Source organism: Lelliottia nimipressuralis (genome assembly GCF_004402045.1).
GTDB classification, from domain to species: domain Bacteria; phylum Pseudomonadota; class Gammaproteobacteria; order Enterobacterales; family Enterobacteriaceae; genus Enterobacter; species Enterobacter chinensis.
The window spans coordinates 39,401-58,356 of record NZ_SOMG01000008.1 but is presented as its reverse complement, the minus strand read 5'-3'; the positions used below and the strand labels follow the sequence as shown (position 1 = coordinate 58,356).

Below are 18,956 nucleotides of genomic sequence, written 5' to 3'. Positions count from 1 at the left end.
GTTCTTCGGCAGGTAAAGTTTATTATCAATGAACCCCTGCCAGACGCAGCAGCGCGGTGATGACCGCCGCGGTCACGATCACCACGATTAACGGCATTTTTCGCCAGGCCAGAAATACCGCAAACGCCACGCCCAGCACGCGCGCCATGCCGGCGAAGTGTTCCCCTTCATAAAACGTGGTCGCCAGCGCCACGGAAAACAGCAATACCGTTGCCGCATCTGAAAGCAGTGCCTGAGAACGTTCCGACAATGCCAGCCTGTTGCCGAGTTTCGCCCCGCCAAGACGCATCAGATACGTTCCCGCAGACAAAATGGCGATGCCGAGAATAAAAAACGTCATATTTCCCATTATTTTTTCCTCGCAGCGAGACCCAGTAAAGAGAGCAGCACCGGTAATCCCACCGGGGCAAACGGCACGGCGGCCAGTGACACAAGGGCACCGCTGCAGGCGCGGATGAGCGTGGTACGGTTTTTAAACGCGGGCACCACCAACGCCAGCAATATGGCCGGAAATACCGCATCCAGGCCAATGGTTTCCGGATCCGGTAGCAATTTGCCGACCATGGCGCCCAGCAGGGCCCCCAGCGGCCAGACAATCGCCACGCCTAAACCGCATAACCAGTACGCCGCCTTGCGCTGTTCGGGCGTTTTTTGCGACAGGCCAAACACCACGCTTTCGTCGTTCATGATGTGGCAACCCAACAGGCTCAGGCCCCGTTTACCCACCAGTTCTCGCACCGTCACGCCAAACGGCACATGGCGCGCGTTGACCAGCAACCCTGCCGCCGCTGCCGCCAGCGGGTTACCACCGCTCGCTACAATGCCGATAAACATAAATTCGGACGCACCCGCGAGCACGGTGATGGAGAGTACAAACGGTACCCAGACCGGAAAACCGTAGGCCATCGCCAGGGAGCCGTAGGACATCCCGACCACGCCGACCGCGAGGCAAACCAGGATGATTGCTTTTATGGTGTCGCCTTTCAGGCAGGAGAGATAATGCTTCATACAATTTTAGCCATATCGAACGGGTATCCATTATAATGAACGCAACAAAAGTATTTTTCAAGACGAACGATTCGTTCGATTTATAGAACAAGAGGCCGTTACATGACGCAGCCAATCAGCCTGATCGCTAAAAGTCTGGTGCGAGAACGCCTGCGAACCGGACTTTCACTGGCGGAAATCGCCCGTCGTGCCGGGATCGCTAAATCCACGCTTTCTCAGCTGGAGTCCGGCAACGGTAACCCTAGCCTGGAAACGCTGTGGTCGCTTTGCGTGGCGCTGGATATTCCTTTCGCTCGCTTGCTTGAGCCGCAGCTCCCGACCACGCAGGTGATCCGCCGCGGTGAAGGGACGAAAGTGGTCGCCGGGCAGGCTAATTATGAAGCTATTTTACTGGCAGCATGTCCACCGGGCGCGCGTCGTGATATTTATCTGCTGCTGACTCAACCAGGGGCCGACCGTATTTCCCAGCCGCACCCGCCCGGCTCGGTTGAACACATTATTGTGACGCAGGGGCGGGCGATGGTCGGCCTGGTCGACGCCGCGGAAGAGCTTGGTCCGGGAGATTACATTTGTTACCCCGCCGATCGGCCGCATATCTTTAAGGCGCTGGAGCCCGATACGCACGCGCTGCTGGTGGCAGAACAAAATTAACGAAGATACGGAAAATCATGTCGCTTAAAGCCATTGCTAAAGAACTGGGGCTGTCTGTTACCACCGTCAGCCGCGCGCTCAACGGGTATGATGATGTCTCCGCCGAGACGCGCGCACGCGTGGAAGCTGAGGCCCAGCGCCGTGGCTATCGACCAAATACATTTGCCCGCCGCCTGAAGATGGGCAAAATTGACGCCGTTGGGCTCGTTTTCCCCGTGCATCCTGTTCCGCTCAATAACAGCGTTTTTATGGACATGGTCGGCGAAATTAGCCACGAACTGGCGCGACATGAAATAGACTTGCTGTTGATTGCCGATGACGATCTGGCTGACAAGCACAGCTATATGCGCATGGTGCAAAGCCGGCGCGTGGATGCACTGATTGTGGCGCATACGCTGGATCACGATCCGCGTCTTGAGCAACTGCAGGCCGCCGGATTCCCATTCCTGGCGCTCGGACGCAGCCATCTGCCGCAGCCGTATGCGTGGTTCGATTTCGACAACTATGCCGGCACGTATCACGCCACTCGCTGGCTGATCGAGAAAGGTCATCAGCGCATTGCGCTACTGGGCGAAAGCAATAATCAGGCATTCATCACCCAGCGTCGTCAGGGCTATCTGGACGCGTTACGGGAAGCCGGGCTGTCCAGCGAGTGGCTGCGCGCCATGCCCCCTTCGCGCCGCGTGGGGTATGCCACCACGAAAGAGCTGCTCTCTTTGCCGCAGCCCCCCACGGCCATCATTACCGACTGCAACACCCACGGCGACGGCGCGGCAATGGCGCTGGCGCAGATGGGACGCCTTACTGGCGAAAATGCCGTCTCACTGGTGGTCTACGACGGCTTACCGCAGGACAGCATTGTTGATATCGACGTTGCGGCGGTGATCCAGTCCACCCGTGAGGGCGTCGGGAAACAGATTGCCGATATGGTGCGCCAGCTGATTAACGGCGACGACATTGAACGGCTTCAGGTGCTCTGGCAGCCAGAATTCTCTCCAGGCCAGACGGCCTAAATACCGCAAAATTATAAACCCGATCACATATCCGAAACGTTTTGGTTTGTATCCGAAACGTTTCGGATCAACACTCAGATCGTCCCGATAACAGGAGAGGTCTGATGCAAGATTCCGTTTTACGACTCGAAAGCAACACGGTAGACGTGGTAATCAAAACCCACCCATTCGCCGAAATTCTCTACTGGGGGCCGCACCTTCAGTACTTTTCGCCACAGAATGCGGCTACGCTCGCACGTCCGGTGGCTAACGGCAGGCTGGATGTTGATTCTCCGGTCACGCTGATGGCTGAGCTGGGGCATGGCCTGTTTGGGTCGCCCGGTATTGAGGGCCATCGTCAGGGGCTGGACGGCTCTCCTGTCTTCACCACCACAGACGTACGCCAGCAGGGGCAAACCCTGACGATTACCGCAGAAGATGAGTATGCGGGCCTGCGTCTGACCAGCGAACTGGCACTGGATGCCAGCGGCGTGCTGGCGGTGCGTCACGGCTTAACCAACCTGAAGTCGCAGGCGTGGCAGGTGGACCGTTTCGCCGTCACGCTGCCGGTGGCCGAGCGCGCGCGGGAGGTGCTGGCCTTCCATGGACGCTGGATCCGTGAATTTCAGCCACACCGCGTGACGCTCGAGCACGACAGCTTTGTAATTGAAAACCGCCGGGGCAAAACCTCCCACGAACACTTCCCGGCGCTGATTTCAGGTACGCCTTCGTTCAGCGAAATGCAGGGCGACGTCTGGGGCGTGCATTTGGGCTGGAGCGGCAACCACCGCCTGCGCGCGGAAGCGAAAACCGATGGCCGCCGTTATATACAGGCCGAAGCACTCTACCTGCCGGGTGAAATGGCGATTGAAGAGGGCGAAACGCTCTGGACGCCGCGCCTGTATGCAAGCTACTCCGCGCACGGGCTGAATGGCATGAGCCAGCAGTTCCACCGCTATCTGCGCGACAACATCATTCGCTTCCCGAAAAACAAACCGCGCCCGGTGCACCTCAACACCTGGGAGGGGATTTATTTCAACCACGATCCGGACTACATCATGCGCATGGCCGACGAGGCCGCAGCGCTGGGCGTGGAGCGCTTTATCATTGACGACGGCTGGTTCAAAGGCCGCAACGACGATCATGCCGCGCTGGGTGACTGGTATCTGGACGAGAAAAAATACCCGAACGGCCTGACGCCAGTGATTAATCACGTTAAACAGCTCGGCATGGAGTTTGGCATCTGGGTTGAGCCGGAGATGATTAACCCGGATTCTGATTTGTATCGCGCGCATCCTGACTGGGTTCTGGCGCTGCCGGGCTACGCGCAGGCGACCGGGCGACATCAGCTGGTGCTCAACCTCAACATCCCGGAAGCCTTTGATTACCTGGTCGAGCGCATGAGCTGGCTGCTGGGCGAGCATGCGGTCGACTACGTGAAATGGGACATGAACCGCGAGCTGGTGCAGCCTGGACACAACGGCAAAGCGGCTGCCGACGCCCAGACGCGCCAGTTTTATCGTCTGTTAGACGTGCTGGGCGAACGCTTCCCGCACATCGAATTCGAATCCTGCTCTTCTGGCGGCGGGCGTATTGATTATGAGGTCCTGACCCGCAGCCACCGCTTCTGGGCGTCCGACAATAACGACGCGCTGGAGCGCAGCACCATTCAGCGCGGAATGAGTTACTTCTTCCCGCCGGAGGTGATGGGCGCGCATATCGGTCATCATAAATGCCATGCCACTTTCCGCCAGCACAGCATTGAATTCCGAGGTCTGACGGCACTGTTTGGCCATATGGGGCTGGAGCTGGATCCACTCACCGTTGATGAGAAGGAGCGCGAGGGGTATCGCCATTATGCCGCGCTGCACAAGCAGTGGCGTGAGGTGATCCACCGCGGTACCCAGTGGCGCGTGGATATGCCGGACGCCACCACGCTGGCGCAGGGGATAGTGAGCGAAGATAAGTCGTACGGGCTGTTTATGATCAGCCAGCTCGCGATGCCGGATTACACCCTGATGATGCCGCTGCGCATGCCGGGGTTAGAAGCCAGCGCGCAGTACCGTATCACGCTGCTCGATCACCCGAATATTCAGATTACGGGAGAGGGTGGGCACACCATGCGCAAGCTGCCGGCGTGGATGAACGAGCCGCAAACGGTGAGCGGTGAGTGGCTGATGCAGGCAGGTATTGCGCTGCCGATTCTGGATCCGGAAACCGCCATTCTGATTGGCGTGGAACGCGTGTAAGGGTGACGGGCCGGAGACCCGGCCCTCCGTTGAGGATAAAAATAATGAACACAACAACCTGTACCCACAAAGACAACCCTAACTTCTGGATTTTCGGGCTGTTCTTCTTTCTCTACTTCTTCATCATGGCCACCTGCTTTCCGTTCCTGCCAATCTGGCTGTCGGACATCATTGGCCTGAACAAAACCCATACCGGGATTGTTTTCTCCTGCATCTCGCTGTCGGCTATCGCCTTCCAGCCGGTGCTGGGGGTAATTTCGGACAAGCTGGGGCTGAAAAAACACCTGCTTTGGATAATCTCGGTGTTGCTGTTTCTGTTCGCGCCGTTCTTCCTGTACGTCTTCGCGCCATTGCTGAAAACCAGTATCTGGCTGGGCGCGCTGAGCGGCGGGTTGTATATCGGCTTCGTTTTCTCGGCGGGTTCGGGGGCGATTGAGGCCTATATCGAACGCGTGAGCCGCAACAGCTTCTTTGAATACGGCAAGGCGCGCATGTTCGGCTGTCTTGGCTGGGGGCTGTGCGCCTCAACGGGGGGCATCTTGTTCGGCATCGATCCGTCATATGTCTTCTGGATGGGATCGGGGGCGGCGCTGTTGTTGATGCTGCTGCTGGTGGTCGCGAAGCCGAAGCCAAACCAGACGGCGCAGGTGATGAACGCCCTGGGCGCCAACCAACCGCAGATCACTGCCAGAACCGTCTTTAACCTGTTTCGCCAGCGCAGAATGTGGATGTTTATTCTGTACGTGATTGGCGTGGCCTGCGTCTATGACGTCTTCGACCAGCAGTTTGCCACCTTCTTCAAAACTTTCTTCGCCACGCCGCAGGAGGGCACCCGTGCTTTTGGCTTTGCGACGACGGCGGGGGAAATTTGTAATGCCATCATCATGTTCTGCTCGCCGTGGATCATTAACCGTATCGGCGCGAAAAACACGCTGCTGATCGCCGGGGTGATTATGGCGACGCGTATTATCGGCTCGTCATTTGCCACCACCGCTGTAGAAGTGATTGCCCTGAAGATGCTGCATGCGCTGGAGGTGCCGTTCCTGCTGGTGGGGGCATTCAAATACATCACCGGGGTGTTTGATACCCGTCTGTCGGCCACTATCTACCTGATTGGCTTCCAGTTTACCAAACAGTCGGCGGCGATTTTCCTTTCTGCCTTTGCCGGAAATATGTATGACAGGATCGGCTTTCAGGAGACATATCTGATGCTGGGCTGTTTCGTGCTGGCGATTACGGTGGTGTCAGCGTTTACGCTGAGCAGCAGGCGTGAGATTGCGGCAGGCAATAAGGCAGTAGAAGTCCATTAACGTCCTGAACCTATTCACCATTTTAGCTTTGGTCAGAAAATGAATAACCTTATAAAAACTAAGGCATTGATAATCATTTTCAATATCATTTAATTAACTATAATGAACCAACTGCTTACGCGGCATTAACAGCTGTGCCGCCCGACAATAATGGAGAGGATTATGAGTTATACACTGCCATCCCTGCCGTATGCCTACGACGCACTGGAACCGCATTTCGACAAGCAGACGATGGAAATCCATCACACTAAACACCACCAGACCTATGTGAACAACGCGAACGCCGCGCTGGAAAGCCTGCCTGAGTTCGCTAACCTGTCTGCTGAAGAGCTGATCACCAAGCTGGACCAGCTGCCAGCGGACAAGAAAACCGTTCTGCGCAACAACGCGGGCGGTCACGCTAACCACAGCCTGTTCTGGAAAGGCCTGAAAACTGGTACCACCCTGCAGGGCGACCTGAAAGCGGCTATCGAGCGCGACTTCGGTTCCGTAGATAACTTCAAAGCGGAATTCGAAAAAGCCGCTGCAACCCGTTTCGGCTCTGGCTGGGCGTGGCTGGTACTGAAAGGTGACAAACTGGCCGTGGTGTCTACCGCTAACCAGGACTCCCCGCTGATGGGTGAAGCTATTTCTGGCGCATCCGGTTTCCCAATCCTGGGTCTGGACGTGTGGGAACACGCTTACTACCTGAAATTCCAGAACCGTCGCCCGGACTACATCAAAGCCTTCTGGGACGTAGTGAACTGGGACGAAGCAGCAGCGCGTTTCGCCGCTAAAAAATAAGGTTGCATTGACGCCTGTGAGAAGCGAGTCTGATGACTCGCTTTTTTTGTATCTGCAGAAAGGAGCAGCGATGCATTATCCGGTGAATGTATTTACAGGCAAGGTAAGGGAATACGACGGCAGCCGCCCGAGCGCCATCGCCAAAATTCAGGTCGACGGTGAGCTGACGTTAACCGACCTCGGGCTTGCGGGTGACGAGCAGGCCGAAAAGAAAATCCACGGCGGGCCGGAGCGCGCGCTGTGCCACTACCCGCGCGAACACTATCTGCACTGGAAAACTGAGTTCCCCGAGCAGGCGGACCTCTTCGTCGCCCCCGCGTTTGGCGAGAACCTTTCCACCGAAGGGCTGACCGAAAAGAACGTGTTTATTGGTGACATCTACCGCTGGGGCGATGCCCTGATTCAGGTGACGCAGCCACGCTCGCCGTGCTTCAAGCTCAACTTCCATTTCGGCATCAGCGATATGTCCGAGCAGCTGCAAAATGCCGGTAAGACCGGCTGGCTGTATCGCGTTGTGCTGGCAGGGCAGGTATCTGCGGATGCGCCGCTTGAGCTGGCGTCGCGCCTGAGCGATGTCTCCGTCTATGAGGCCTGCGCTATTGCCTGGCATATGCCGTTCGACGACGAACAATATCACCACCTGCTGTCGGCGGCTGGGTTGTCGACCAGCTGGACAAGAACCATGCAGAAGAGGCGTTTAAGCGGCAAAATCGAGGATAATTCACGGAGATTGTGGGGGAAATAGTGTCCGTGGAAAGTAGGCCGGGTAAGGCGAAGCCGCCACCCGGCACATACGTCTACGAACGCTTATACAACGGCAGCCACAGCGTTAACCGCAACCCGCCCAGCGGGCTGTCATCGGCTTTCACCCAGCCGCGGTGCTGCTGCATGGCGGTTTCAACAATCGCCAGACCCAGTCCCGTCCCGCCAGACTCGCGGTCGCGCGCTTCGTCGGTGCGGTAGAACGGACGGAAAATCTGCTCGCGATCTTCCGGGCTCACGCCAGGACCGTCGTCATCGACAATAACGGTGATCCCGTCTTTATCCACCGAGAACGCCACCTCAATCTTCGTATGCGAGTAGCGCAGGGCGTTACGCACGATATTCTCCAGCGCGCTTTCCAGCGTGTTGGGGTTACCGTACAGCGGCCATGGCCCCGGCGGGAAGTTGACGGTAAACGATTTGCCCATCTGTTCCGCTTCGAACGCCGCGTTATCCAGCACTTCATGCCACAGATGATTGGCTTTCACCGTTTCGCTGACCAGCGCGTTTTTCTGCTGATTACGCGACATGACCAGCAGGTCGTTGATCATGCTGTCCAGGCGGTGAGCTTCCGTTTCAATACGCTCCAGCTCCTTGCTCTCACCGCTGCGGCGACGCAACAGCGCGGTGCCAAGCTGCAAGCGCGTGAGCGGGGTGCGCAGCTCGTGCGAGATATCCGACAGCAGGCGTTGCTGCGCCGTCATCATCCGATCGAGCGCGCTCACCATCTGGTTAAAACTGGTCCCGGCGGCAAGGAACTCCTGCGGTCCGGCTTCCAGTTCAGGGTGTTGTCGCAGGTTACCCTGAGCGACTTCATCGGCGGCATTTTTCAGCTTACGTGCCGGTTTTGCCAGGCTCCACGCCAGCCATAACAGCAGCGGGGAACTGACCAGCATGGTGACAATCAACAGCAGGAGAGGGCGGTCAAACAGCAGGTTGATGAAGTCGGACTGGGAATTGCTCGCCGGACGAATCAGGTAGAGTTGATAATTATCCTCCCCGTCCCTGACGGAGAAAGGCCCCACCATCTCTACGCGGCCATATTTCTTCTTCTGGGGGTGATCGGCGTTATCCGCCTGGCCAATAAAGTTGCGGATGATCTGCATCTCGTTGCGATCGGCCCCAATCACGCGACCTTCGCTGGTGACCAGCAAAAGACGCTGCCCGGGAGGCGCCCACTTGTCGATAGCGCGAAACAGCCTGCGCCACCACATCAGATCGTTCGGTGGATCGTTTGCCAGCTCGGCTTCCACGTGCTGCTCGATCATCACGCCCTGACGTTGCTCGCTGTCGAGAAGCTCCGTCATCTGGCGTGAGTCGAGTTTTGGCAACATCAGTACGAGCATTAAAACCAGTGCCAGCGTCAGCCAGAAGATGGCGAAGATGCGGGCGGTTAAGCTTCCTATCATGAAGCGGAAACCATCAGATAACCACGACCACGCAGGGTTTTAAACCATGGGTGACCGTCTTTACGCTCCGGCAGCTTACGGCGTAGGTTCGAGATGTGCATGTCGATGGCGCGGTCAAACGGGGTGAGGCGTTTACCCAGCACTTCCTGACTTAAATGTTCACGCGATACCACCTGGCCGAGGTGCTGCGCCAGCAGATAAAGCAGGGTGAACTCCGTACCGGTCAGTTCCAGCGTCTGGCCGTCGAAGCTCGCTTCCTGGCGGCCCGGGTTCAGGCTCAGGGAGTCGACTTCAAGGGTTGGTGAGCTATTGTCGGTATTTTGCTGCTGCTCGCTCCAGTGGGAACGTCGCAGGATAGCGCGAATACGGGCAACCAGTTCACGGTCATTAAACGGTTTGGGTAAATAGTCATCCGCGCCCAGCTCAAGGCCGAGTACGCGGTCAAGTTCGCTGCCGCGCGCGGTCAGCATGATAACGGGAGTCTGGTGTGTCTGGCGAAGCTCTTTCAACGTATCGATACCGTTCTTCTTTGGCATCATGACGTCGAGCAAAAGTAAATCGATGCTGTCGTCAAGGAGACTCAGCGCCTGCTCGCCATCATGGGCAACCAGGACGTTGAAACCTTCCATGTCGAGCAACTCCTTTAAAAGGGATGTGAGCTCTCGGTCATCATCAACTAACAGGATTTTATTCATTGTTTAAATACCTCCGAGGCAGAAATTACGACATCAAGGCTGTCTAATCCATGACTTTACGTTGTTTTACACCCCCTGACGCATGTTTGCAGCCTGAATCGTAGACTGTCTCTCGTTGAATCGCGACACGAAAGATTTTGGGAGCAAGTGATGCGCAAAGTTACCGCTGCCGTCATGGCCTCAACGCTGGCGTTCAGTGCGTTTAGCCAGGCTGCTGTAGCTATCATCAGCGATAACGGTTCCTCGCAAGAGGGCGCAACGCAGCACAGTAGCCAAAGCCATATGTTTGACGGCATAAGTTTAACCGAACATCAGCGTCAACAGATGCGAGATCTGATGCAGAGGGCACGACACGACCAGCCCCCTGTTAATGTTAGCGAAATGGAGACAATGCATCGCCTTGTCACCGCAGAAAATTTTGACGAAAGCGCTGTTCGCGCTCAGGCCGAAAAAATGGCACAGGAACAGGTTGCCCGCCAGGTAGAGATGGCGAAGGTCCGCAACCAGATGTTCCACCTGCTAACGCCCGAGCAGCAAGCGGTTTTGAACACCAAACATCAGCAGCGAATGGACCAGCTGCGTGAGGTTGCACGGATGCAGCGAAGCTCAGAAACGACGTTTTTCAGTAGCAATAGCAGTACCCGTAGTAACCAGTAAACCCTGTTTTCCTTGCCATAGACACCATCCCTGTCTTCCCCCACATGATGTGGGGGTTTTTTTTGCCCTTCATTCAGGTTTGTTAACCGTTTATTCATCCTTTGACTCCTCAAGCATCCGTTATACTAGCGGCATGACATGACAGGAGCGTTTATGAATCAATCCTATGGAAGACTGGTAAGCCGGGCCGCAATGGCCGCGACGGTAATGGCGTCGTGCTTGCTGGTCATCAAGGTTTTCGCGTGGTGGTATACCGGCTCGGTCAGTATTCTGGCGGCGCTGGTGGACTCGCTGGTGGACATTGCCGCCTCGCTGACCAACCTGCTGGTGGTGCGTTACTCGCTGCAGCCGGCAGATGAAGAGCACACGTTTGGGCATGGCAAAGCGGAATCGCTGGCCGCGCTGGCGCAAAGTATGTTCATTTCTGGTTCTGCGCTGTTCCTGTTTTTAACCGGCATTCAGCATCTCGTCTCGCCGACACCAATGAACGATCCCGGCGTGGGCGTGATTGTGACGATCGTTGCACTTATATGCACACTTGTTCTGGTAACGTTCCAGCGCTGGGTCGTTCGCAAAACGCAAAGCCAGGCTGTACGGGCGGATATGCTTCATTATCAATCTGATGTTATGATGAATGGGGCAATTCTTATTGCGCTCGGTCTGGCCTGGTATGGCTGGCATCGGGCCGATGCGTTGTTTGCGTTAGGGATTGGTATCTATATTTTATATAGCGCCCTGCGGATGGGGTACGAAGCGGTGCAATCACTGCTTGACCGCGCCCTCCCGGACTCGGAACGCAATGAAATTTTTTCTATCGTGACCTCCTGGCCTGGCGTCAGCGGTGCACACGATCTTCGAACGCGGCAGTCAGGGCCGACCCGCTTTATTCAGATTCATATTGAAATGGAAGACAACCTGCCACTGGTTCAGGCTCACGTTATTGCTGAGCAGGTCGAGCAGGCGATTTTGCAGCGTTTTCCTGGTTCAGACGTCATCATTCACCAGGATCCCTGCTCGGTTGTATCCGGACATGTTGGGCTTTCGTAATTCGTTGTAAAAAAGTGAGCCAGGCCAGCATTTTGTGTATAAATTACCGCCATTTGGTCTGACCTGAATCAATTCAGCTGGAAGGGATTGATATACTATTTGCAGTATTCGTTGGCCGATAAATTTCTTCCGGCAACAGATTTCAATTTTGCATTCCTAAGTTCAGAGGTAGTCATGATTAAGAAAATCGGTGTGTTGACAAGCGGCGGTGATGCGCCGGGCATGAACGCGGCAATTCGTGGTGTTGTCCGTGCAGCGTTGACGGAAGGCCTGGAAGTTTTTGGCGTTTATGACGGTTATCTGGGCCTGTATGAAGATCGTATGGTTCAGCTAGACCGTTACAGCGTGTCTGACATGATCAACCGTGGCGGTACTTTCCTCGGTTCTGCGCGCTTCCCGGAATTCCGTGATGAACACGTTCGTGAAGTGGCTATCGAAAACATGAAGAAACGCGGCCTGGATGCCCTGGTGGTTATCGGTGGTGACGGTTCCTATATGGGTGCAAAACGTCTGACCGAAATGGGCTTCCCGTGCATCGGTCTGCCAGGTACTATCGACAACGACATTAAAGGTACTGACTACACTATCGGCTTCTTTACTGCGCTGGGAACCGTTGTTGAAGCGATTGACCGTCTGCGTGACACCTCGTCTTCTCACCAGCGTATCTCTATCGTAGAAGTGATGGGCCGTTACTGTGGCGACCTGACTCTGGCGGCAGCCATTGCGGGCGGTTGCGAATTTATCGTCGTGCCGGAAGTCGAATTTAGCCGTGAAGATCTGGTGGCTGAAATCAAAGCGGGCATCGCGAAAGGTAAAAAACACGCGATCGTTGCTATCACCGAGCACATCTGTGACGTTGACGAGCTGGCGAAGTACATCGAAGCTGAAACCAAACGTGAAACCCGTGCGACCGTTCTGGGTCACATCCAGCGCGGTGGCTCTCCTGGCCCGTACGACCGTATCCTGGCATCCCGTATGGGTGCGTATGCTATCGATCTGCTGCTGCAAGGCCATGGCGGTCGTTGCGTCGGTATTCAGAACGAAAAACTGGTTCACCATGACATCATCGACGCCATTGAAAGCATGAAGCGTCCGTTCAAAGGTGACTGGCTGGACTGCGCGAAAAAACTGTATTGATCGGCGTTTGTATTGTGCCGGGTGGCGGCTTCGCCTTACCCGGCCTACAAAAGCACGGTTCGTAGGCCCGGTAAGCGAAGCGCCACCGGGCTTTTTTGTCCGCAGAGTTTGCCTTTTTATTCCTCAAAGTTATAGCCAATCTTTTTTTATTCTTTAATCCTCGATTCGCTTTCTGGCACGCTGCATTCATCAAAACACTACACAAGAGAGCTGGGCGATGAATAAATGGGGCGTGGGTTTTACATTATTGCTGGCATCGACCAGCGTTCTGGCTAAGGACATCCAGTTACTGAACGTGTCATACGACCCGACGCGTGAACTGTATGAGCAATACAACAAAGCGTTTGCGGCACACTGGAAGCAGGAAACCGGCGACAATGTTGTGGTTCGCCAGTCTCACGGTGGTTCTGGTAAGCAGGCGACCTCCGTCATCAACGGTATTGAAGCCGACGTGGTGACCCTGGCGTTGGCCTACGATGTTGACGCTATCGCCGAGCGTGGCCGCATCGACAAAAACTGGATCAAACGTCTGCCGGATAACTCCGCGCCATACACCTCGACCATTGTTTTCCTGGTACGTAAAGGCAACCCGAAACAGATCCATGACTGGAATGACCTGGTTAAACCAGGCGTGTCAGTCATTACGCCTAACCCGAAAAGCTCTGGCGGCGCTCGCTGGAACTACCTGGGCGCATGGGGCTACGCGCTGCATCACAACAATGGCGACCAGGCCAAAGCGCAGGAATTTGTGAAAGCGCTGTATAAAAACGTTGAGGTGCTCGACTCCGGCGCGCGTGGCGCCACCAACACCTTCGTAGAGCGCGGGATTGGCGACGTGCTGATCGCATGGGAAAACGAAGCCCTGCTGGCCACTAACGAACTGGGCAAAGACAAGTTTGAGATTGTCACCCCGAGCGAGTCTATTCTTGCCGAGCCGACTGTTTCCGTGGTCGACAAAGTGGTTGAGAAAAAAGACACCAAAGCGGTGGCGGAAGCGTACCTGAAATATCTCTACTCGCCAGAAGGCCAGGAAATTGCGGCGAAAAACTTCTATCGTCCACGGGATCCGGCGGTTGCGAAGAAATACGAAAGCGTCTTCCCTAAACTGAAGCTCTTCACCATTGATGACGAGTTCGGCGGCTGGACGAAAGCGCAGAAAGAGCACTTCTCCAACGGTGGCACCTTCGACCAGATCAGCCAGCGCTAACCCTTAGCCAATGACACGGTGACCCGGCGTGAGAAATCCGCCGGGTTTTTTATTTGGTCATCATTTTGCGTTACTCTTTTGCCTCTATTGAAAACAGGGAACGCGTTGTGAAAAAAATTATCTTATTGCTCCTGATTGTCATCGCCCTTGCCGCAGGCGGCGGGTACTGGATGAAAGCGGGTAATCCGAATGCGTTGCGACATATCGTTCTCGACCAGTGTGTGCCGAATCAGATCCAGAACCGTAACCCGGCGCCGTGTGCGCAGGTGAAAACGGATGCAGGCTATGTGGTGTTTAAAGATCGCAACGGGCCGCTGCAGTATTTGCTGATGCCAACCTACCGAATTAACGGTACCGAAAGTCCGCTTTTGACCGAATCTCATACGCCGAACTTTTTCTGGCTGGCCTGGCAGTCGCGAAGCTTTATGACCCTGAAGCGTGGATCCGAGGTGCCTGACAGTGCGATTTCACTGACGATCAATTCCCCGACAGGCCGTTCGCAGAACCATTTCCATATTCACATTTCCTGCCTGCGCCCGGACGTGCGTGAGAAGCTCAATGCGGCTCAGGGCGAAATCACTACCCAGTGGCTACCGCTCCCGGGCGGGCTGGAAGGGCATGAATATCTTGCTCGTCGGGTAACAGAGAATGAACTGGTCCAGCGCAGCCCGTTTATGATGCTGGCAGAAGAGCTGCCGGAAGCGCGCGACCATATGGGGCGCTTCGCGCTGGCGATGGCGCAGCAGTCGGATGGTTCGTTTGTTTTGCTGGCGACCGAGCGCAACCTGCTGATGTTGAACCGCGCGTCGGCTGAGGAATTGCAGGATCATCAATGCGATATCCTGAAGTGACCCCACTATAAATAGCGTTTACTCGTCCTGCCTGTCGCCGTAGACTTGCTGAAAAATTCTACAGGAGACAGGTATGTCGCTCTGGTTAACGTATCCTCTGCTGCTGCCTTCATTGATCGTTGGCGTTACCATCGTGCTATGGGCGACGTCGCTACTACCGGAATTTATCACCGCGCTGCTGTTCTTCACGGCGGCGATGACCGCGAAAATCGCTCCTCCTGAGGCGATCTTCGGCGGGTTTGCCTCGTCGGCTTTCTGGCTGGTATTCAGCGGTTTTGTGCTCGGCGTGGCGATCCGTAAAACCGGACTGGCCGACAGGGCCGCCCGGGCCCTGTCCGCAAAGCTCACCGACTCCTGGGTATTGATGGTGGCGAGCGTGGTGCTGCTGAGCTATGCGCTGGCGTTTGTGATGCCGTCGAATATGGGACGTATTGCACTGTTGATGCCGATTGTCGCCGCGATGGCTAAACGTGCCGGTATACCCGACGGCTCCCGCGCCTGGTTTGGTCTGGCGCTGGCGGTGGGGTTCGGGACTTTCCAGCTCTCGGCGACTATCCTGCCTGCTAACGTCCCTAACCTGGTCATGAGCGGTGCGGCGGAAGGCTCGTACGGCATCCATCTGAACTATGTCCCGTATCTGCTGCTGCACACGCCGGTGCTGGGTATTCTTAAAGGCCTGATTCTGATTGGCCTGATCTGCTGGCTTTTTCCCGGTAGCCCTAAACCACCGAAGGAACTGGTGCCATCTGAACCCATGGGGCGGGATGAGAAGCGTCTTGCCTGGCTGCTGGCGGTGGTATTGGGGATGTGGGTGACGGAGAGCTGGCACGGCGTGGGGCCCGCGTGGACGGGGCTGGCGGCATCGGTCATCGTTATGTTGCCGCGCGTTGGCTTTATCACCGGAGAAGAGTTTTCTGCGGGGGTGAATATGCGTACCTGTATCTATGTTGCAGGTATTCTTGGGCTGGCGATCGTCGTAACGCAAACCGGAATTGGAACGGCGGTGGGCGAGGCGTTGCTCCGCATTATGCCGCTGGATGCAGACAGGCCATTCACCAGTTTCCTGGCGCTGACCGGTATTACCACAGCCCTCAACTTCATTATGACCGCCAACGGCGTTCCGGCGCTGTATACCACCCTGGCACAGAGTTTTTCGGATGCGACCGGTTTCCCGCTGCTGTCGGTGATCATGATTCAGGTGCTGGGCTATTCCACACCGCTGCTGCCCTATCAGGCGTCACCGATTGTCGTGGCGATGGGCTTAGGGAAGGTGCCTGCGAAGGCGGGGATGGTGCTCTGTCTGGCGCTGGCGATTGCAACCTATCTGGTGTTGCTGCCGCTGGATTATGTGTGGTTTAGCGTATTAGGCCGTTTGTAGCGGTTTTGTAGGGCGGGTAAGCGCAAGCGCCACCCGCCACAACAGCATTACGCCTGTTTAGCCGCTTCTGCTGCTTTAACGATCACCGCGAAAGCGTCAGCTTTCAGGGATGCACCGCCAACCAGCGCGCCATCGATGTCTGGCTGGGTGAACAGCTCAGCAGCGTTTGCTGCGTTTACGGAACCGCCGTACTGGATGATAACCTGCTCAGCCACTTTCGCGTCTGCTTTAGCAATGTGGTCGCGGATGAATTTGTGAACCGCCTGCGCCTGCGCAGGGGTTGCAGATTTACCGGTACCGATCGCCCAAACTGGCTCGTATGCGATGACCGCGCCTTCGAACGCTGCCGCGCCCTGGGTTTTCAGCACCGCGTCGATCTGACGTGCGCACACTTCTTCGGTTTTGCCTGCTTCGTTTTCTGCTTCGGTTTCACCGATGCACAGAACCGGGATCAGACCCTGCTCTTTCAGCACAGCGAATTTCTTCGCGATGAACTCGTCGGATTCTTTGTGGTAGGTGCGACGCTCAGAGTGGCCGATGATGATGTATTTCGCGCCGATATCTTTCAGCATTTCAGCGGAGGTTTCACCGGTGAATGCGCCAGACAGGTTAACGTCAACGTTTTGCGCGCCCAGCACGATATGGCTGCCGTCAGCGGCGTGTTTAGCCAGATCCAGGTACATATCCGGCGGAGCGATAGCAACCGCGCAGCCTGTCACGCCAGCCAGCTCTTTACGCAGGTTCGCAACCAGTTCGTTTACCATGTGGCGGCTGCCGTTCAGTTTCCAGTTACCCATCACTAAAGGATGTCGCATTTCAATTCTCCACGCTAAATAAGCGAATTAAGGAATATGGCCACCCTGACGGGCAGCATGGTCTGTGAATCAGTATAGAGATTTTCCCTCGAAAGGCTTTGCTTTTTGTCATTAATTCGCCCCGCCGAGGGTGTCAGATAGTGCCAGCTTAATCGGTTCAACAGCGAAGGTCAGTCCTTTTTCGCCGTTGTCCGCCACAACATAGCGGATCGCGCCTTCGGTATCGGCGTAGTAACGCTTATTTTTACCGGCGGTAAGGAGTTTTTGCAGTTTTTGCTGGCTCTGTTTTTTCGTCAACGCAGGGGTAAAAGCCTGCAGCACTGCGCTCATGTACTCCAGCGCCTTCACCTTAGCGGCTTTTTGCTCTGGCCCCTGTATCGGCAGCCAGGTGATTTGCATACTTTTGATTTTTAACGTACCGCGCTCCAGCGCCGTGGAGGCATACAAATTCTCGTTAATCTTGCTTGCCGCGCGGGTCAGTGTGGGGGTATCGCGGGAGCCATCAATGGCGCGGAATTCATCCAGCGGTAGCGTTGGGTTGGCCTGATTGAAGGTTTCACGAAACTGGCTAATGGACTGATCGAACGACGGCGCGCCCGCCAGCAGATACGGCGCTGTGGTCGGGGCAGTGGTTTCGGCGGCGTGCAGGGGAAAACCCGCGCTGAGCATCGCTAAACACAGGTAAAGAGAACGTGCCGAACTTTTCATCAACATTGCCCCTGGCCGTAAGTGCTCATGATTAAAACGATATCTGGTCGGCTTGTCAAAAGGTCACAACTCCAGGGTAAAATGCGCGCTATACGATAATAAGGAACCTTACATGACCATACAGCAGTGGCTGTTTTCATTCAAAGGGCGTATTGGACGCCGTGATTTCTGGATCTGGATGGTGACGTGGGTTGTCGCCATGCTGCTTCTTTTTTTCGTTGCTTATAACGCCTGGCTAAGCACGCAAACGGCGGCATTTGCGCTGGTCTGCCTGCTATGGCCAACGGCCGCCGTCGTGGTGAAACGTCTGCACGATCGCGGTCGTTCCGGCGCGTGGGCGTTTCTGATTATTCTGGCGTGGATGCTGGTGGCGGGGAACTGGGCGATGCTTCCATCCATTCTGCCGTGGGTCGTGGGCAGGCTGCTGCCGTCGGTCATCTTCGTGATGATGATTGTCGATCTGGGCGCGTTTATCGGCACCCAGAGCGAAAACAAATACGGTAAAGATACCGTTGAGGTGAAATACCGCTGATCACCAGTAGTGTTCTGCGGTCATATGGCCCGGCCGGCGGCGAAGATGTTTCGTCATCTGCCGGGTATCCTTCAGAAGCTGCTGCGTGTCCCGTACCATCTGTGGGTTGCCACACAGCATGACGTGGCTGGTTTCCGCGTTCAACGGCAAACCTACTGCCTCTTCCAGGGCGCCACTTTCAATAAGCGCCGGCACACGACCGGTAAGCGTTCCTGCTACGGTTTCGCGGCTGACCACCGTCTGAATCTTTAACTTCCCGCCGTACTGCTGTTCCAGCGCCTGCATCTGCGGCAAATAGCTCAGGTCTGCGGCGTAGCGCGCAGCATGAACCAGCACGATGTTTTTAAAGCGCTCCAGATCTTTGCCGTACTGCAAAATAGAGAGATAAGGGCCGATGGCCGTACCGGTTGCCAGCATCCAGAGCGTGTCACAATCAGGGATCTCTTCGAGCACAAAGAAGCCTGCCGCTTCACTCACAATTTGCACCTTGTCGCCGGGCTTAAGCGCGGCAAGGCGCGGGCTGAGCTTGCCGTCAGGAACGGTGACCAGATAGAACTCAAGATCCGGGTTATCAGGTGCGTTAACGTAAGAGTAGGCGCGCTGCACGCGCTCGCCGTCAACATCCAGCCCCAGCTTCGCAAACTGCCCGGCTTTAAACGGGTGAACGGGAGCATGTACGGTGAGACTAAATAGCGCATCGGTCCAGAACTGTACCTTTGTGACTTTACCTGTTACCCAGTCCGCCATGATCTTCTCCTGTGCTGT

Annotated in this window: 20 protein-coding genes; 13 read left to right on the top strand and 7 right to left on the bottom strand. The window is 55.9% G+C overall.

The features are described from left to right. Nucleotides 1–25: 25 nt before the first annotated feature. Both E3U32_RS02875 and E3U32_RS02870 read right to left on the bottom strand, forming a co-directional pair. Nucleotides 26–349, bottom strand: coding sequence for an AzlD domain-containing protein (locus tag E3U32_RS02875; protein WP_134347571.1), 324 nt, complete (start codon nucleotides 347–349; stop codon nucleotides 26–28). Continuing rightward, nucleotides 349–1,008 (bottom strand): AzlC family ABC transporter permease, encoded by a 660-nt coding sequence (locus E3U32_RS02870; protein ID WP_134347570.1) that lies wholly within the window; start codon nucleotides 1,006–1,008, stop codon nucleotides 349–351. Before E3U32_RS02870 ends, E3U32_RS02875 begins: the two co-directional genes overlap by 1 nt. Nucleotides 1,009–1,110: 102 nt before the next feature. Between E3U32_RS02870 and E3U32_RS02865 the strand changes: the two genes are divergently transcribed. From E3U32_RS02865 to yiiM, 6 genes are all read left to right on the top strand, one after another. Continuing rightward, complete coding sequence (locus tag E3U32_RS02865) at nucleotides 1,111–1,659, top strand: helix-turn-helix domain-containing protein (protein WP_134347569.1); 549 nt, start codon at nucleotides 1,111–1,113, stop codon at nucleotides 1,657–1,659. Nucleotides 1,660–1,676: 17 nt separating this feature from the next. Further along, on the top strand, nucleotides 1,677–2,672 hold the full coding sequence (locus E3U32_RS02860; RefSeq protein ID WP_134347568.1) for a LacI family DNA-binding transcriptional regulator: 996 nt from the start codon (nucleotides 1,677–1,679) through the stop codon (nucleotides 2,670–2,672). A gap of 104 nt (nucleotides 2,673–2,776) precedes the next feature. Then, nucleotides 2,777–4,900, top strand: a complete 2,124-nt coding sequence (locus E3U32_RS02855) for an alpha-galactosidase (protein ID WP_134347567.1) — start codon at nucleotides 2,777–2,779, stop codon at nucleotides 4,898–4,900. Nucleotides 4,901–4,944: 44 nt separating this feature from the next. Beyond that, on the top strand, nucleotides 4,945–6,210 hold the full coding sequence (locus E3U32_RS02850) for an MFS transporter (RefSeq protein WP_134347566.1): 1,266 nt from the start codon (nucleotides 4,945–4,947) through the stop codon (nucleotides 6,208–6,210). A 162-nt stretch (nucleotides 6,211–6,372) separates the two neighbouring features. Next, nucleotides 6,373–6,993: a superoxide dismutase [Mn] gene (gene sodA, locus E3U32_RS02845; RefSeq protein ID WP_004203668.1), complete on the top strand. Its 621-nt coding sequence runs from the start codon at nucleotides 6,373–6,375 to the stop codon at nucleotides 6,991–6,993. Between the two features lie 70 nt (nucleotides 6,994–7,063). Next, nucleotides 7,064–7,738, top strand: a complete 675-nt coding sequence (gene yiiM / locus E3U32_RS02840; RefSeq protein WP_435659338.1) for a 6-hydroxyaminopurine reductase — start codon at nucleotides 7,064–7,066, stop codon at nucleotides 7,736–7,738. 52 nt (nucleotides 7,739–7,790) lie between these two features. Here yiiM and cpxA read toward each other — a convergent pair whose 3' ends face one another. Continuing rightward, the gene (gene cpxA / locus E3U32_RS02835) at nucleotides 7,791–9,164 is read right to left on the bottom strand and encodes an envelope stress sensor histidine kinase CpxA (RefSeq protein ID WP_023309731.1); all 1,374 of its coding nucleotides are present in this window, start codon (nucleotides 9,162–9,164) and stop codon (nucleotides 7,791–7,793) included. Further along, complete coding sequence (cpxR, locus tag E3U32_RS02830) at nucleotides 9,161–9,859, bottom strand: envelope stress response regulator transcription factor CpxR (RefSeq protein WP_006179159.1); 699 nt, start codon at nucleotides 9,857–9,859, stop codon at nucleotides 9,161–9,163. The genes cpxA and cpxR overlap by 4 nt, the downstream gene beginning before the upstream one ends. 150 nt (nucleotides 9,860–10,009) lie before the next feature. Here cpxR and cpxP point away from each other — a divergent pair, with 150 nt between their 5' ends. The 6 genes from cpxP to E3U32_RS02800 all read left to right on the top strand — a co-directional run bounded on the left by cpxP (nucleotide 10,010) and on the right by E3U32_RS02800 (nucleotide 16,136). Further along, on the top strand, nucleotides 10,010–10,516 hold the full coding sequence (gene cpxP, locus E3U32_RS02825; protein WP_134347564.1) for a cell-envelope stress modulator CpxP: 507 nt from the start codon (nucleotides 10,010–10,012) through the stop codon (nucleotides 10,514–10,516). Between the two features lie 153 nt (nucleotides 10,517–10,669). Then, nucleotides 10,670–11,563 carry a CDF family cation-efflux transporter FieF gene (fieF, locus tag E3U32_RS02820; protein ID WP_134347563.1) on the top strand — a complete coding sequence of 298 codons (894 nt, stop codon included), beginning with the start codon at nucleotides 10,670–10,672 and terminating at the stop codon, nucleotides 11,561–11,563. 174 nt (nucleotides 11,564–11,737) lie between these two features. Further along, complete coding sequence (gene pfkA / locus E3U32_RS02815; protein ID WP_134347562.1) at nucleotides 11,738–12,700, top strand: 6-phosphofructokinase; 963 nt, start codon at nucleotides 11,738–11,740, stop codon at nucleotides 12,698–12,700. Nucleotides 12,701–12,917: 217 nt separating this feature from the next. Then, a complete protein-coding gene (locus E3U32_RS02810) occupies nucleotides 12,918–13,907 on the top strand; it encodes a sulfate ABC transporter substrate-binding protein (RefSeq protein ID WP_134347561.1) in 990 nt (329 codons plus the stop codon). A 107-nt stretch (nucleotides 13,908–14,014) separates the two neighbouring features. Then, nucleotides 14,015–14,758: a CDP-diacylglycerol diphosphatase gene (locus E3U32_RS02805; protein ID WP_134347560.1), complete on the top strand. Its 744-nt coding sequence runs from the start codon at nucleotides 14,015–14,017 to the stop codon at nucleotides 14,756–14,758. A gap of 73 nt (nucleotides 14,759–14,831) precedes the next feature. Beyond that, nucleotides 14,832–16,136, top strand: coding sequence for an SLC13 family permease (locus E3U32_RS02800; RefSeq protein ID WP_134347559.1), 1,305 nt, complete (start codon nucleotides 14,832–14,834; stop codon nucleotides 16,134–16,136). A gap of 47 nt (nucleotides 16,137–16,183) precedes the next feature. Here the strand turns inward: E3U32_RS02800 and tpiA are convergent, their stop codons facing one another. Together tpiA and E3U32_RS02790 are read right to left on the bottom strand one after the other, a co-directional pair. Then, nucleotides 16,184–16,951, bottom strand: a complete 768-nt coding sequence (tpiA, locus tag E3U32_RS02795; protein ID WP_010436926.1) for a triose-phosphate isomerase — start codon at nucleotides 16,949–16,951, stop codon at nucleotides 16,184–16,186. 111 nt (nucleotides 16,952–17,062) lie between these two features. Further along, nucleotides 17,063–17,659 carry a DUF1454 family protein gene (locus E3U32_RS02790; RefSeq protein WP_134347558.1) on the bottom strand — a complete coding sequence of 199 codons (597 nt, stop codon included), beginning with the start codon at nucleotides 17,657–17,659 and terminating at the stop codon, nucleotides 17,063–17,065. A 112-nt stretch (nucleotides 17,660–17,771) separates the two neighbouring features. On the opposite strand from E3U32_RS02790, the gene E3U32_RS02785 reads away from it, so the two are divergent. Further along, nucleotides 17,772–18,191 carry a DUF805 domain-containing protein gene (locus E3U32_RS02785; protein WP_023293600.1) on the top strand — a complete coding sequence of 140 codons (420 nt, stop codon included), beginning with the start codon at nucleotides 17,772–17,774 and terminating at the stop codon, nucleotides 18,189–18,191. On the opposite strand, the gene fpr is transcribed toward E3U32_RS02785, so the two are convergent. Then, on the bottom strand, nucleotides 18,192–18,938 hold the full coding sequence (fpr, locus tag E3U32_RS02780) for a ferredoxin--NADP(+) reductase (RefSeq protein WP_134347557.1): 747 nt from the start codon (nucleotides 18,936–18,938) through the stop codon (nucleotides 18,192–18,194). Nucleotides 18,939–18,956: the final 18 nt, after the last annotated feature.

Bases quoted from the DNA above. Each gene is read 5' to 3' on its own strand.
- E3U32_RS02875 (WP_134347571.1), bottom strand. From the start codon at position 349: ATGGGAAATATGACGTTTTTTATTCTCGGCATCGCCATTTTGTCTGCG.
- E3U32_RS02870 (WP_134347570.1), bottom strand. From the start codon at position 1,008: ATGAAGCATTATCTCTCCTGCCTGAAAGGCGACACCATAAAAGCAATC.
- E3U32_RS02865 (WP_134347569.1), top strand. From the start codon at position 1,111: ATGACGCAGCCAATCAGCCTGATCGCTAAAAGTCTGGTGCGAGAACGC.
- E3U32_RS02860 (WP_134347568.1), top strand. From the start codon at position 1,677: ATGTCGCTTAAAGCCATTGCTAAAGAACTGGGGCTGTCTGTTACCACC.
- E3U32_RS02855 (WP_134347567.1), top strand. From the start codon at position 2,777: ATGCAAGATTCCGTTTTACGACTCGAAAGCAACACGGTAGACGTGGTA.
- E3U32_RS02850 (WP_134347566.1), top strand. From the start codon at position 4,945: ATGAACACAACAACCTGTACCCACAAAGACAACCCTAACTTCTGGATT.
- sodA (WP_004203668.1), top strand. From the start codon at position 6,373: ATGAGTTATACACTGCCATCCCTGCCGTATGCCTACGACGCACTGGAA.
- yiiM (WP_435659338.1), top strand. From the start codon at position 7,064: ATGCATTATCCGGTGAATGTATTTACAGGCAAGGTAAGGGAATACGAC.
- cpxA (WP_023309731.1), bottom strand. From the start codon at position 9,164: ATGATAGGAAGCTTAACCGCCCGCATCTTCGCCATCTTCTGGCTGACG.
- cpxR (WP_006179159.1), bottom strand. From the start codon at position 9,859: ATGAATAAAATCCTGTTAGTTGATGATGACCGAGAGCTCACATCCCTT.
- cpxP (WP_134347564.1), top strand. From the start codon at position 10,010: ATGCGCAAAGTTACCGCTGCCGTCATGGCCTCAACGCTGGCGTTCAGT.
- fieF (WP_134347563.1), top strand. From the start codon at position 10,670: ATGAATCAATCCTATGGAAGACTGGTAAGCCGGGCCGCAATGGCCGCG.
- pfkA (WP_134347562.1), top strand. From the start codon at position 11,738: ATGATTAAGAAAATCGGTGTGTTGACAAGCGGCGGTGATGCGCCGGGC.
- E3U32_RS02810 (WP_134347561.1), top strand. From the start codon at position 12,918: ATGAATAAATGGGGCGTGGGTTTTACATTATTGCTGGCATCGACCAGC.
- E3U32_RS02800 (WP_134347559.1), top strand. From the start codon at position 14,832: ATGTCGCTCTGGTTAACGTATCCTCTGCTGCTGCCTTCATTGATCGTT.
- tpiA (WP_010436926.1), bottom strand. From the start codon at position 16,951: ATGCGACATCCTTTAGTGATGGGTAACTGGAAACTGAACGGCAGCCGC.
- E3U32_RS02790 (WP_134347558.1), bottom strand. From the start codon at position 17,659: ATGAAAAGTTCGGCACGTTCTCTTTACCTGTGTTTAGCGATGCTCAGC.
- E3U32_RS02785 (WP_023293600.1), top strand. From the start codon at position 17,772: ATGACCATACAGCAGTGGCTGTTTTCATTCAAAGGGCGTATTGGACGC.
- fpr (WP_134347557.1), bottom strand. From the start codon at position 18,938: ATGGCGGACTGGGTAACAGGTAAAGTCACAAAGGTACAGTTCTGGACC.